This window comes from Nocardiopsis sinuspersici (genome assembly GCF_001998325.1).
Classification (GTDB): domain Bacteria; phylum Actinomycetota; class Actinomycetes; order Streptosporangiales; family Streptosporangiaceae; genus Nocardiopsis; species Nocardiopsis sinuspersici.
On record NZ_MCOK01000001.1, the window covers coordinates 543,754 to 557,394 of the forward strand.

The 13,641-nt window shown below is 70.6% G+C and carries 12 protein-coding genes; 10 read left to right on the forward strand and 2 right to left on the reverse strand.

The window, feature by feature from the left end; all coding sequences use genetic code 11:
* Positions 1-67: 67 nt before the first annotated feature.
* Complete coding sequence (locus NOSIN_RS02435) at positions 68-655, forward strand: septum formation family protein (protein ID WP_077689170.1); 588 nt, start codon at positions 68-70, stop codon at positions 653-655.
* Positions 656-726: 71 nt separating this feature from the next.
* On the opposite strand, the gene NOSIN_RS02440 is transcribed toward NOSIN_RS02435, so the two are convergent.
* On the reverse strand, positions 727-2,337 hold the full coding sequence (locus NOSIN_RS02440) for an alpha/beta hydrolase (RefSeq protein ID WP_077689171.1): 1,611 nt from the start codon (positions 2,335-2,337) through the stop codon (positions 727-729).
* Positions 2,338-2,663: 326 nt separating this feature from the next.
* Here NOSIN_RS02440 and NOSIN_RS02445 point away from each other — a divergent pair, with 326 nt between their 5' ends.
* The 7 genes from NOSIN_RS02445 to NOSIN_RS27580 all read left to right on the forward strand — a co-directional run bounded on the left by NOSIN_RS02445 (position 2,664) and on the right by NOSIN_RS27580 (position 9,706).
* On the forward strand, positions 2,664-3,737 hold the full coding sequence (locus NOSIN_RS02445) for an ABC transporter permease (RefSeq protein WP_143832834.1): 1,074 nt from the start codon (positions 2,664-2,666) through the stop codon (positions 3,735-3,737).
* Positions 3,738-3,747: 10 nt separating this feature from the next.
* On the forward strand, positions 3,748-4,626 hold the full coding sequence (locus tag NOSIN_RS02450) for an ABC transporter permease (RefSeq protein WP_077689172.1): 879 nt from the start codon (positions 3,748-3,750) through the stop codon (positions 4,624-4,626).
* Positions 4,627-4,631: 5 nt separating this feature from the next.
* Positions 4,632-5,690, forward strand: coding sequence for an ABC transporter ATP-binding protein (locus NOSIN_RS02455; RefSeq protein ID WP_077693360.1), 1,059 nt, complete (start codon positions 4,632-4,634; stop codon positions 5,688-5,690).
* Complete coding sequence (locus tag NOSIN_RS02460) at positions 5,683-6,723, forward strand: ABC transporter ATP-binding protein (RefSeq protein WP_375539655.1); 1,041 nt, start codon at positions 5,683-5,685, stop codon at positions 6,721-6,723. The genes NOSIN_RS02455 and NOSIN_RS02460 overlap by 8 nt, the downstream gene beginning before the upstream one ends.
* Positions 6,724-6,727: 4 nt before the next feature.
* Complete coding sequence (locus NOSIN_RS02465) at positions 6,728-6,916, forward strand: hypothetical protein (RefSeq protein ID WP_077689174.1); 189 nt, start codon at positions 6,728-6,730, stop codon at positions 6,914-6,916.
* Positions 6,913-8,721, forward strand: coding sequence for an ABC transporter substrate-binding protein (locus NOSIN_RS02470; protein ID WP_077689175.1), 1,809 nt, complete (start codon positions 6,913-6,915; stop codon positions 8,719-8,721). The genes NOSIN_RS02465 and NOSIN_RS02470 overlap by 4 nt, the downstream gene beginning before the upstream one ends.
* A gap of 493 nt (positions 8,722-9,214) precedes the next feature.
* Entirely contained in the window at positions 9,215-9,706 is a 492-nt protein-coding gene (locus NOSIN_RS27580) for an alcohol dehydrogenase catalytic domain-containing protein (RefSeq protein WP_236743281.1), read from the forward strand.
* A 13-nt stretch (positions 9,707-9,719) separates the two neighbouring features.
* On the opposite strand, the gene NOSIN_RS27585 is transcribed toward NOSIN_RS27580, so the two are convergent.
* A complete protein-coding gene (locus NOSIN_RS27585) occupies positions 9,720-9,920 on the reverse strand; it encodes a hypothetical protein (protein WP_227014639.1) in 201 nt (66 codons plus the stop codon).
* A gap of 20 nt (positions 9,921-9,940) precedes the next feature.
* Here NOSIN_RS27585 and NOSIN_RS27590 point away from each other — a divergent pair, with 20 nt between their 5' ends.
* Positions 9,941-10,321 (forward strand): MDR/zinc-dependent alcohol dehydrogenase-like family protein, encoded by a 381-nt coding sequence (locus NOSIN_RS27590; RefSeq protein WP_236743282.1) that lies wholly within the window; start codon positions 9,941-9,943, stop codon positions 10,319-10,321.
* 696 nt (positions 10,322-11,017) lie between these two features.
* Positions 11,018-13,612, forward strand: coding sequence for an ATP-binding protein (locus NOSIN_RS02480; protein ID WP_236743283.1), 2,595 nt, complete (start codon positions 11,018-11,020; stop codon positions 13,610-13,612).
* Positions 13,613-13,641 lie beyond the last annotated feature (29 nt).

Below are 13,641 nucleotides of genomic sequence, written 5' to 3' on the forward strand. Positions count from 1 at the left end.
TGGAACAAGTGTCGCCGACCTTGCCCCCGCGTCGGCCCGAGTACCTCAACGATCCTGTGGAGTCCCCATGCTGTCCGGAAAGCGCCGACCGCTGATCGGCCGTGTCATCCTCGGGACCCTCGCCGCGGGCGCCACTCTGGCGGCCACGGCCTGTGGCCTGCCCCTGCTGCCCCCCGCCTTCACCAACGGCGGGGACCCGGTCGAGCAGCCGGAGCCCGTGAACACCGAGGCGCCGACCGAGACCGCCGAGCCCGTGGAGACCGAGCCCAGCGAGCCCGCCGGCCCCGAGGACACCGACGTCTTCTCGTTCTACGTCGGCGACTGCGTCAACGAGATCACCGCCGAGGGCGAGTTCTCGGAGGCGCCCAAGATCGACTGCTCGGAGCCGCACGACCAGGAGGTCTACCACTCGGAGGACCTCCAGGAGCCCGGCGCCTACCCCGGCTTCGACCGGGTCTCCGAGATGGCCGGCGAGGTGTGCCACGCCGCGTTCGAGGGCTTCGTCGGCACCTCCTACGAGACCTCCAGCCTCGACTTCACCCCTTGGTTCCCCACGGAGCAGGGCTGGACCGAGCTCGGCGACCGCGAGGTCCTCTGCCTGGTCTTCGACCCCGCCGGCCAGACCACCGGCACGCTGGCCGGCTCCGGTCTCTAGACTCCCCTCCGACGGGTGGCGGCCCGCACCGCCCGGTTCCCGGTGGTGCGGGCCGCCGTCGTTCACGGGGTTCAGACCACCGGGCCGCCCAGGACGGGCTCCTCCCTCATGGGCGCCAGGTGCTCGGTGTCCGGCTCCGGTTCCGGCTGTGTGCCCATCTCCGCCGGGGGCAGGCCCTGACAGGTGAGGTCATCGGGGACCACGCCGTCGACCAGGTAGGCCTCCACCGGATCGGCCACGCATTCCAGCCCGCCGGGCAGGTAGAACCCGTGTCCGCCGTCGCCCGCGACGGTGATCAGCGGGCTCTCCAACCTCTTGGCCATGGCCACCCCGGCCTCGTAGGGGGTGTTGGCGTCGAACTCACCGGCGATGAGCAGCGGCTCGGGGTAGCCGTCGCGTTCCAGTTCCACCGGGGGCTCGGGCCGGTCGAGTGTGTTGAAGGTGCACGGATGGGGAACGGACCAGTAGGCGCCGACCCCGTACGGGTGCTCCTCCCGGTACTCGCGCGCGTCCGCGTGGTACCTGCTGATCCGTCCCGGCCACTCGGCCTCGCACAGGACGGCCGTCTGTAGGTCCACGTTCATGAGGGTGACGTCCTCCTCTTCGTCCTCCTCGGCGAGGGCCTCGAACTCGGACGCGAGCGCCGTTGGGAGGGGCTCGCCGCGGACGAGGTAGCCGAGGTAGTCCGAGTTCAGGTCCCAGAACTGCTGGTACCGGGAGATCTGGCCGACCTCGAAGTCGAAGGCGTGGCTGTCGTAGACCAGGCCGGGGATGTCCTCGCGCGGTTCCTCCCGCAGTCGTGCGGAGGTCGCCTCGAAGGTCGCGTAGACCTCCTCCTGCGTCGAGCCGAACCCGAGGGCGCCGTCGTGCCGCGCCGCCCACGCGGTGTACCGGTCCATGTTCGCACTGTAGGCCGGGGCCTGCGTCAGGAACATCTCCCGCCAGACGCCGTCGGGGTGCACCGGCGAGTCCAGGACGCTGCGGTCCAGGCGCTCGGGGAACAGGCTTCCGTACACCGCGCCCAGGTAGGTGCCGTAGGAGTAGCCCAGGTAGTTGGTCTTCTCCTCGTCCAGAGCGGCCCGGACGACGTCCATGTCCCGGGCGGTGTTGGCCGTGGTCATGTGCGGGCGCAGACCGCCCTGGGCCCGCTGGCACTCGCGCTGGTAACGGATCGCCTCCCGCGTCGCCTCGGAGATCTCGGCGTTGGTCGGGCGCGGGTAGACCGGCACGGGATCGTTCCCGCAGTCCATCCGGGGAGAGGAGGCGCCGGTGCCGCGCGGGTCCATGCCGATGACGTCGTACACCTCGCCCACCCGGGTCCCCTCGTAGTAGCCGCCGAGGACGCGGCCGGGGCCGCCCGGCCCTCCGGGGTTGGTGAGCAGGATGCCGCGCCGCCGGTCGGGGGCGCTCGCCCTCGCCCGGCTGATGGCCACGGTGACGCGCTCACCGTCGGGATCGGAGTAGTCGAGCGGGACCTCGACGCCGGCGCACTCCAGGCCCTGGAGCACCTCCTCCGTACAGGGCGCCCATGCGAGTTCCTGTTCGTGGAACTCGGCGAGGGCGGAGTCGTCGGCGGGGGAGTCCGGGGGGTCGGCGGCGGCCGGGGAAGCCGCCGCGAGGGATGCGGCCAGGGCTGTCACGAGGACACCCGAGGCCATGGGGATCACGCGTGCTGTGCGCACGTGGGTCGCCTCCGCGTTCTCGGCCCGTTCGGGGGAACGGGGTCGTGTACATCGGAGACGCAACCGTACGAATCGCCTGAATAGCCACAACACCAACAAAAGTCATGTGTGTGCGGAAGTGGCCGGATGCGGCCAATTCCTGAACGCCTTTATGTGGTGGTTTATCGGCTTCTGTTCTTTTCGGGATGCCGATCCTGTCGCGCGCAGGATGCCGTTTGGTCACGGGGGTGGCGTGGGCCACACGGAACGGGCTACCGTGCTCTTCTATTAGGAAACTTTCCTAATAGAAACGTGGTTCCCCCAGACGTACCTCCCGAAGGAGCCCCGTGGCCACCGAAATCGCGGTCTCCCCGCCGCCCTCACCCCCACCGTCACCGCAGCCCGCACCCCTGCCGCTCCGGATCTGGCGCCACCACGCGCTCGTCAAGGCCCGAAAGGCCGTCGTCGTGGTGTTCGTCGTCGCCAACGTGACCTTCTTCCTCGGCCGCGCCATGCCGGGCGACCCGATCGACGTGATGGCAGGACGCCTCACGCAGGGCGGCATGTCGATGGAGGAGGCCCGCGCCGTCGCGATGAACTCGCTGGCCTACGACCCCGACGCACCCCTGTACCAGCAGTGGTGGGACTTCCTCATCGGCCTGGTCACCCTCGACATGGGCACGACCATCACCCGGCCCGGCCAGAGCGTCATGGACGCCATCGGGGCCTACCTGCCCTGGACCCTGTTCAGCATCGGTGTCGGCACGGTCATCGCCATCGTCCTCGGCCTGGCCCTCGGCATGGTGATGGCCTACCGGCGCAACCGCTTCCTGGACCACGTGCTCAGCGTCGTCGCCTCGGTCCTGGGCGCCGTCCCCAACTACCTCATCGCGATGGCCCTGGTCTTCGGCGGCGGCATGTACCTGGGGTGGTTCAACCCCATCGACCTGCGCGGCACCATCAGCCCCGGCGTCCAGCCCGGCCTCACCCCGGAGTTCGTCGGCGACGCCCTCTACCACGCGGCCCTGCCGATCCTCACCTACGTGCTCGCCATCATCGGCACCTGGATGCTCATCATGAAGGCCTCCACCACCGAGGTGCTCAGCGAGGACTACGTGACCGTCGCGCGCGCCCGCGGGCTGCGCGACCACCGCATCGCCGCCTCCTACGTCGGGCGCAACGCGGTCCTGCCCCTGGTCGCCCAGATCGCCATCTCCTTCGGCACCCTCGTCGGCGGCGCGATCTTCGTCGAGCAGGTCCTGGTCTACAAGGGCGTCGGCGGCCTGCTCCTGGACGCCGTCAACTACCGCGACTACGCGCTCCTCCAGGGACTGCTCATCATCATCACCTCGTGCGTGGTGGTCGCCAACCTCGCCGCCGACCTGCTCTACAGCCGCCTCGACCCGCGTATCCGCACGTAGGAGCCCCCGCATGGCCGTCGTCAACACCACCTCCGCCCCCGGGGTCTGGGGCGCCGTCTGGCAGGGCGTCACCCGCAGCACCAGCGGGTTCCTCGGCCTCTGCCTGGTCCTCGGCGTCCTGGCCTTCTCCTTCGTCGGGCCGCTGCTCATCGACACCCGCAACCCCACCGACGTCACCGCGATCTGGGGCCCGATCACCTCCGAGCACTGGCTCGGCACCAACCACGAGGGCAAGGACACCTTCGTCCAGCTCGTACTGGGCGGACGCGAACCCATCTGGGTCGGCGTCGTCGCCGCCCTGATCACCGTGGCCACCGCCGTCGTCCTCGGCGGTGTCGCCGGGTACGTGCGCGGACGCGTCGACCACCTCCTGCTCCAGCTCACCGACATCACGATGACCATCCCGTTCATCGTGCTGATGCTGGTCATCGCGTCGTTCTACCGCACCGCGTCGCCGCTGGTGGTCTCGTTCATCATCGGCCTGGTCACCTGGCCCTACCTCATGCGCTCCATCCGCGCCCAGGTGCTCACGCTCAAGGAACGCGAGTTCGTCGAGGCCGCCCGGCTCCAGGACCTGGGCACCGCGCGCATCCTCTTCGTCGAGGTGCTGCCCAACATGGCGGGCTACATCTTCGTCAACTTCATCATCGCCGTCACCAACGCGATCTACGCGGTGGTCGGCATGTACCTGCTCGGCCTGCTGCCCAGCACCGCCGACAACTGGGGACTGATGATCCAGCAGGCCTGGAACAACAACGCGTTCCTGCTGCCCCAGGCCGCTCCCTTCCTCATCGCCCCGATGGTGATGATCATGCTCTTCCAGATCGGGCTGGTCACCATGACCCGGTCCCTGGAACAGGCCCTCAACCCACGACTCCGGGACAGGTGAGCCACGTGACCGACCCCACCGCCGCCCCGACCGCCGAGGGGCCGCTGCTCTCCGTCCGCGGCGTCGACGTCGGCTACCGCACCGGCCGCAGGAAACAGGTCACCGCGGTCCGGGACGTCTCCTTCGACCTCTACCCCGGCCAGTCCATGGCCCTGGTGGGGGAGTCCGGCTGCGGCAAGACCACCCTCGGCCTCGGCCTGCTCCGGCTGCTCCCGCGCACCGGTGTCGTCTCCGCCGGGGAGGTCCTCTTCCGCCGCAAGGACGGCCGCCTCGTCGACGTGCGCACCCTCGCCCGCGAGGACCTGCGCCGCTTCCGCTGGAACGAGGCCGCCATGGTCTTCCAGGGCGCCATGAACGCCTTCAACCCCGTACTGCGGGTGCGCGACCACTTCCTCGACACCTTCCGCGCCCACGAGGGGGGCCGCCGCTCCCGCGCGCGGATCCTCGAACGCTCCGCCGAACTGCTGCGGATGGTCCGGCTCGACCCCGCCCGGGTCCTGGACGGCTTCCCCCACGAGCTCTCCGGCGGCATGCGCCAGCGCACCCTCATCGCCCTGGCCCTCGCCCTGGAACCGCAGCTGCTCATCCTGGACGAGCCCACCACCGCACTGGACATCCTCACCCAGCGCTCCATCGTCGAACGCCTCGCGGAACTGCGCGAGGAGCTGCGCTTCGCGATGGTCTTCATCACCCACGACCTGGGCCTGGCCGCCGAGCTCGCCGACCGCGTCGGCACCATGTACGCGGGCCGGATGATCGAGACCGGCACCACCCGCGACATCTTCCACCGCGCCCGGCACCCCTACACCTCGGCGCTGATCAACTCGGTGCCCCCGGTCACCGGCGACCTCCGGGTCCCCGAGTCGCTGCCCGGCGGACCGCCCAGCGTCGGGGCGCTGCCGCCCGGATGCTCCTTCGCGCCGCGCTGCGCGCGCGCCGTCGACCGGTGCGAGTCCACCCGTCCCACGCTCGACGTGCTCAGGAGCCGTCCCGAGGGGATGAGCCACGCCGCCGCCTGCCTGCGTTCCCACGAACTCTTCTCCGAGGGGGTCACCCGTGATTGACCGGACCGTCCCAGCCTCCCCGCGGCCCGGACACGCGCACGCCCCCGGAACGGGCGCCGGGGACGCGGTGCTCAGCCTCCGGGGCGTGCACCAGGTGTTCTCCACCCCGCGCGGCGACGTCCCCGCGGTCGCCGGGGTCGACCTGGACGTGCGCCCGGGGAAGGTGCTGTGCCTGGTGGGGGAGTCCGGCTGCGGCAAGACCACCAGCGCCCGCATGGCCGCCGGACTGGCCGACCCCGTCCACGGCTCCGTGTTCTTCCGGGGCAGGGACGTCGCCGCGATGGACCGACGCGAGAAGGGCCGCTTCCGCCGCTCGGTCCAGTACATCCACCAGGACCCCTACGCCTCGCTCAACCCCGTGCGCACCGTCTACTCGACCGTCTCGGCGGGACTGCGCCGCCACGGACTGGTCAAGGACCGCCGCGAAGCCCGCCGGGCCGCCGCCGAACTCCTGGAGAGGGTCGACCTCACCCCGGCCGAGGAACACCTCGACAAGTACCCGCACCAGATGTCCGGCGGCCAGCGCCAGCGCGTGGCCGTGGCCCGCGCCCTGGCGATGAACCCCGAGGTGATCATCGCCGACGAGTCCACCTCGATGCTGGACGTGTCCATCCGGGTCAGCCTGCTCAACACCCTCGGCAGGCTGCGGGACGAGCTCGGCGTCGGCTTCCTTTTCATCACGCACGACCTGGCCGTGGCCAAGTACTTCGCCTGGGAGGGCGAGATCGCCGTCATGTACCTGGGCAGGGTCGTCGAGCACGGTCCCACCTCGCGCGTGATCAACGATCCCCGCCACCCCTACACGGAGGCGCTCATCGACGCCGTCTGCGAGCCGGACCCCGACCTGGCACGGAACCGGGAGCGGATCAGGCTGCGCGGCGCCGACATCCCCGACCTGACGGACCTGCCGCCGGGATGCGACTTCCACCCGCGCTGCCCCCTCTACGAGCAGGGCGACTGCGACACCGTCCGGCCGCCGCTGGTACCCGGCCACGACCGGCTTCTGGCCTGCCACGTCGTCAACAGGGGGTGAGGCCGTGCTTCTCGTCGTCGGCCGTTTCGGACTCCTCGTCGGAGCCTTCCTCACCCTGACCAGTGCCCTCACGACCGTTCTCACTCCCCCCGGCACAGCCGAGTTCGTCATCAGCGCCCTCACCGTCGTGATCGGCCTGGTCGTGCTCTCCCTCGGTCTGCTCGCCGTCGTACTCGAAAGGAAGAGTCCATGACCCCCACCACCCCCCACCCCCTGATTCCGGACATGAGCCGCAGGCGCCTGCTCCGAACGATCGGCTTCGGCGCGGCGGGCGCCGCCGGCGCCGGCGTGCTGACCTCCTGCGCGGGTGGCGACACCGGCTCGGGCGGCGCCGCGCGGTTCACGGGCGTCTTCGACTTCGACCTGACCGCCCAGACGCGCAACGTCGCCGTGGAGGACGGCGCGCTGCTGATGAACTCGGTGTACGCCGACCTCTTCCTGCCCTCCGGCGCGTTCTACAACTGGCAGACCCACGAGTGGGACTACCTGCTCCTGGAGAAGAGCGCCTGGGAGGGCGACGACCTCATCGTGACCCTGCGCCCGGGCCTGAAGTGGAGCGACGGCACCGACCTGACGGCCGAGGACCTGCACCAGAACTACGCCATCCGGGTCCTGGAGGCGCCCAGCTGGTCGGTGGGCTTCCCGCAGGTCACCGAGCTGGAGCAGTTGGACGACCTCAGCGTCCGCGCGCGCTTCGACAACCCGTTCCCCGGGATCGAGCTCCAGGTCGTCAAGCACCGCGTCTTCTCCAAGTCCACCTACGGGGACTTCGGGGCGCGCGCGATCGCCATGGTGGCCGACGGCGTCCGCCAGGGCGACGACGAGCACGCCGAGTTCAACGCCGAGTTCATCGAGTTCAACCCCGACACCATCATCACCAGCGGCCCGTACACGTTCGACCAGGCACAGATGTCCGACGCGCAGATCACCCTGGTACGCGAGGAGACCGGCTACCAGGGTTCGAAGGTGAACTTCGACGAGGTGGTCGTGCACAAGGGCGACAACCGCCAGGCCTCCCTGCTGATCCAGCAGGGCGAGATCGACTACTCGACCCTGGCCACCTCCGCCGCCGACCAGCAGGCGTTCAAGGGCGTCGAGGGCTTCCGGTGGATCGAGCACCCGGGCTACGACGGCTGCGGCCTGATGTTCAACTACGAGGCCAAGCCCGAGCTGAAGGACGTGCGGGTGCGCAAGGCGCTCGCGCACCTGCTCGACGGCGACCAGATCGGCCGGGTGGCGCGGGGCGAGGCCTACTCCCCGGTGAAGTACTACTCCGGGATGGTCGACCTCCAGACCGAGCAGGTCTTCAGCGCCGATGAGCTCGCGGGCTTCGAGGCCTACGGCCATGACCTGGACCGGGCCGCCGAACTGCTGGAGGACGCGGGCTGGACCAAGGAGGACGGGGTCTGGCACACCGCGGAGGGCGAGGCGGCCGGCTTCGAGATCATCGGTGTCGCGGGCTGGGGCGACTTCGAGCTGACGGCCGTCCAGGTGGAGGAGGCGTGGAACGCCTTCGGCATCAAGACGACCGCGCGCAACGTCCCCGCGGACAACCCCTGGGGCATCTGGTCCGCGGGTGACTTCGAGGTGGCCGTGCGCCACTGGGGCAATCCGGAGATCCCCCAGTACTGGGGCGCCTTCCAGATGAACTACCTCGTGGAGAACGCGGGTACCGAGGACGCCCCGGGCCAGTCCTTCGACCTCAAGGTGGAGAGCCCCAGCCAGGGCGAGGTGGACCTGGCCGAGCTCGTCGAGACCGCCAAGACGGCGGGGAACGAGGAGGAGCAGAGGAAGGCCCTGAAGACGATGGCGATCGTCTTCAACGAACTGCTGCCGCGCATCCCGATCTGGACGTACGAGTACCTGGCGCCGGCCCTGGAGGGTGTCCGGGTGGAGTCCTTCCCCGAGGAGCACCCCGCCGACCAGAACCAGATCTACATGGACAACCACATCATGCTGGCACTGATCCAGGGCGGCCTGGGACCGGTCGAGCAGTAGGACGGCGGCGGCCCGGGGCCCGGGCCGCCGGAGGGCACGGGGGCGGGACCGCGCGGTCCCGCCCCCGTGCTCGTGCGTGCTTCTTCGGAACAATAATCGTTTATGCCGGTATGGAGGATGGGAAGATACTTCTCTGCCACATCGCACGGGCGGTGGTGAGTACCGCACGTTTCGGCGGAAAATCCTTCTTCCGGGACTTTCGCCTCTGTTCCCCGGTGGTGCGGAAACGCTGTGCTTTCCACGGGCCCGGTGGTCTTTCGATGTGTCCGAGCTCGGTCTGGGAAGGACGGGAATGCTGGATTCCCAGTCCGGGGCTTTTCTCGGGACGGGCCGGGAGAGGCGGGGAAGCAGGTCGGAAAGGAACCGGCGGGAGGGCCGTGGCCCCCGCTCCGCACGTCGCCGCCCCGCGCAGTGCCTCCCGGGCCTTTCCCCGAAAGGAACCGCACGTGCGCAAGGACCTGTACGACCTCGGCGAGGTGCCCCGCCGGGCCACGTGTCCGCACGCATGCACGCCTTCACCCTCCGGCGGGAGCGCTACGGCGATCCCCGTGAGGCCTTCGCCCGCGAGGTCGTTCCGGTGCCCGGGGTCCGGCCCGGGCACGTCCTCGTCTGCACGATGGCCGCGGGCATCGACTACAACGACGTCTGGGCGGCCCAGGGCCACCCGGTCGACGTCATCGCCATGCGAGAGAAGGCGGGGGCCGAGGAGGACTACCACATCGGCGGCTCCGGCGTGGTCTGGGCGGTGGGGGAGGGCGTGCGCGGCGTGGCGGTCGGCGACCACGTCGTCATCGCCCCCGGCCAGTGGGACGAGGGCGCCGAGACATCCGGACGGGCCGCGACCCCATCGCCTCGCGGAGCATGCGGGTGTGGGGCTACGAGAACGACTTCGGCTCCTTCGGCCAGTTCACCCTCGTGCGGGACCTCCAGTGCCACCCCAAGTCCGAGAGCCTGCCCTGGGACGTGGCGGGCGGCTTCCCGGTGAGCGCGGCCACCCCCTACCGCCAGCTCCTCGGCTGGGAGCCCAACGTGGTCCGTCCGGGCGACCCCGTGCTGATCTGGGGCGGCGCCGGGGGACTGGGCAGCGCGGCCATCCGACTGGCCCGCCAGGTGGGCGGCAGGCCGATCGCGGTGGTCTCCACCGAGGCCAAGGCGAGGGTGTGCCGTGAGCTGGGCGCGGTCGGCGTGATCCTGCGCACCGACTTCGACCACTGGGGCCGTGTCCCCCGACGAGCAGGACGCGCAGGCCTACGCGGCCTGGTCACGCGGGGTGCGGGCCTTCGGCAAGCGCTTCCGGGAGGAGCCGGGGGAGCGGCGCGCGCCCCGGACCGTCTTCGAGCACACCGGCGCCGACACCCTGCCCACCTCGCTCTACCTGTGCGACAGCGCGGGGACGGCGGTCATCTGCGGAGCGGCCTCGGGTTTCCGCGCCGGCGTGGACCTGTGGTTCCTGTGGATGCGCCCCAAGCGCCTCCAGGGGTCGCACTTCGCCTCCCCGGCGCAGTGCCGGATGGTGATCGACCTCGTCGAGGGCGGACAGCTCGACCCGTGTGTGACAAGAATCGTGGAATTCGACGAGATCGGGACGCGCACCAGCTGATCCGGGACGACGCGCAGCCGCCGGGAAACATGTCCGCGCTGGTCAACGCACGTGCCGGGCAGGCCGGGTTCGATCTGTAGCGCCGACGGTACAAGTTGCTGACACCGGACCGTAAACAGACATGACTCCATAAAACTCACAAAAGCAGCCGCAGGTGAGGTGTCCCCACAGGGTGTTCCCGCACGTCAGGGGGGATGTCCCAGATGCTTTGGCGGTGCTTCCCCGATTCGTCTGCCAAGTCCGCCGTCCTTTGTTAGTCTGACGAACCGAACGACGGTTCTCGGTGGAAGTACAGGAATTGTGCGGGACGAGGATGCTTGTCACCGGATGGGGTGGCATGTCCGTCTGGATCCCCGCCCGAGCGGGGGCGCACAGTCCCCGTGAAGGCGTTCCCCCGGCGTACGGGGCTCCCGGCTGCCACGGGCCCCGCCGCGGTCCCCGAGACGGCCACATCCCAGGTCAGGGCGGTGGTGCGGGACCACCGCCGATCCGCCCACCCGCATACGAGGAGACGAGATTGTGGCAGAGGCGCCGTCGCCGCGAGACAGCTCCGCTCCCCGCCCTCACGGGGACGGGCCGAGGCCATCGGCGGAGGACGGGCAAGGAGCCAGACGAGAGGGCAGGTTCCGCCGGGCCATCTCCCGCATGATCAGAGCCCAGGAACACCTCTCCCCGGAGACCGAGCAAGGAAATCCCGTGCATCATCCCGTGCATCCGCACTCTCAGGACCCCGGCCGTAAATCGGACCGGGAAGGCGGCCAGCACACGGCCGGGGACGCTTCCGAGGCCAGCACCACGGAACGCGGCGGAGACCCCGTCCCGCCCGCCACCGGCCCCTTCTCCGGCTCCGCCGAGAACGGGTACCGCCCTTCCACGAGGGTGAGCGTTCCCAACCCCTACACCACCACCCGGCGGGTGAACGTCGACGACGTCGACACCGGAGCCACCCCGGTCGGCCAGTGGCGCGGCGTTGGCCTCGACGAGCCCGAACCACGCCCTCCGCACATCCCCGCCACCACGGACGCCATGACTGACACTCCTTCCCAGCCGGAGCGCGCGGAGCGGCCTGAGGCCCCCGCGGCGCACACACAGCCGTTCACGGCTCCCGCCCCGGAGCCCGCGCAGCCCCAGCAGGACCAGGGTCAGCAGTCCCAGGCCCACAACCAGGCTCAGGGACCGCAGCAGCCCCAAGGACCGCAGCAGTCGCAGGGCCAGCAGCCTCAGGAGCCGCAGCAGCCGCAGCAGGGGCCGCAGCAGCCCCAGGGCCAGCCGCCCCAGGGCACGGAGGCGCCGACCGCGTTCCAGCGGCACGACTCCCAGCAGCCCCAGGGTGGAGCACCCCAAGGAGGAGAGACGTACCAGCAGCCTCCGCGGGCGGCCGCGTGGGGCGGGCAGGAGCCCGCGCCCCAGCAGCCCTACCAGGCGCCCGGAGAGCGGCCCGCCGCTCCCGCGCCCCCGCAGGTCCAGGGACAGCACGGGTACGCCGCCTCGCAGCCGGGCGCCGGCCAGACGGGCCACGACCCCTACGCGGCGTACGGAGGCCCCTACCAGCAGGCTCCGGGCGCACAGTACGGCAACCCCCACGAGCAGCGCTGGCAGGAGCAGCACCACCCCCAGCAGGCGCCCCCTACGCAGGGCTACGCGCCCGCTCCGCCGCAGTACGGCGGCTACGCCCCCTACCCGCAGGGCCAGCCCGCTCCCTACCCCCAGCAGGCCCCCTACCCGCAGGGCCACCCCGCCTCCTACCCGATGCCGTACCCGCCCCAGCCCCTGGTCAGCTACCAGAGCGCCTATCCCGCGCCCTTCCAGCCCCCGGGGTACGTCTTCCAGGGGCAGCCGGTCTTCTACCCGGGCCAGCACAACCCCTACGGCCACTACGGCCAGCCCGTCCAGCACGTCATCGTGCTCACCGCCGGACAGCCGCCGAAGGTGGTCAGCGCCGAGTCGGCCAGCATGCTGTTCGCCGAGCACGCCGAGACGACCGGAACCGAGTCGGAGGACGCACGCGAGGACCGGGCCCTGACCCGGGCCGAGCCGGACGGGGCCGACACCGAGAAGAAGCGGGAACTGGAGAAGGCCGCCGATCCCCGGCCCGAGCCGGAGGAGGAGCCCGCCGCTCCCGAACCCGCCGCCGAGGAGCCCGCGGCCGAGGCGGCGCCCTCCGGAGCGACGGAGAAGAAGAGGGAGGAACTCCAGGCGGCGCTCTCCAACGGAGGGCACAACCTCCTGAACGAGGCCCTCGCCGGCCTGGCCATGCGCGACCTGTCGCTCGTGGACGCCCTGCTGGAGATGGTCGAGGACCTGGAGACCGACTCCCAGGACCCCGATCTGCTCGACAAGCTCTTCCAGATCGACAACTTCGCGACCCGTATGCGGCGCAACGGGGAAAACTTCCTGGTGCTCACAGGACATGACGGCGGCGAGTCCGACGCCCACGACGAGATCGTCCCGCTGCTCGACGTGGCCCGCGCCGCCACCTCCGAGATCAAGGACTATCCCAGGGTCCGGATGGGCAAGATCCCCCAGACCTCCATCACCGGTATGGCGGCCGACGACATCAGCCACCTGCTCGCCGAACTCCTGGACAACGCCACCGCCAACTCGCCCGAGCACTCCCAGGTCGTGATCAGCGCCCAGGAGATGGACGACGGACGGCTCATGGTCGTCGTCGAGGACGAGGGCGTGGGCATTCCCGAGGCCCAGCTCGTCGAGCTCAACAAGCGCCTGGGCGGAGAGCCGGTCCTGGACGACGAGGTACCCCGCCACATGGGCCTCTACGTCGCCAGCCGGATCGCCAGGAGGCACGGACTGGAGACCAGGCTCGAGTCACGCTCCTTCCGAGGGGTGAACGCCTACACGATCATCCCCAAGGAGCTGCTGCGCGTGGCCACTCCGCGGACCCCCGGACAGGCCCGCACATCGACCGTTCCGGCGAGTGCCCCGGCCACCCCGGCCACCCCGGCCACCCCGGCTCCGGCGGCTCCGACGGCCCCCAAGGCTCCGCGCCCCTCCGTCAACGGATCGGCCAAGCCGCCCGTGGGCGACGCCTCCGCGGTCACCTCCGCGGGGCTGCCCCGGCGCAGCGCCACCCCGCACGGTTCCCCCCTGCGGATGATGCCGCGCCCCGGCGGGCAGGGCTCGGACAACAAGCCCAAGACCCGCGACGACACCCCGCCCAAACTGAGCGGCGAGGCCAGAGCCAAGCAGATCCGAGACGAGCTCGGCGACTTCTTCGACGGGGAGCGCGAGGCACTCGAGGGCCCCGACGAGTCGGGGAACGACAAGAAGTGACGGACCTCCCGACCCCCTCCGGGGGCGCG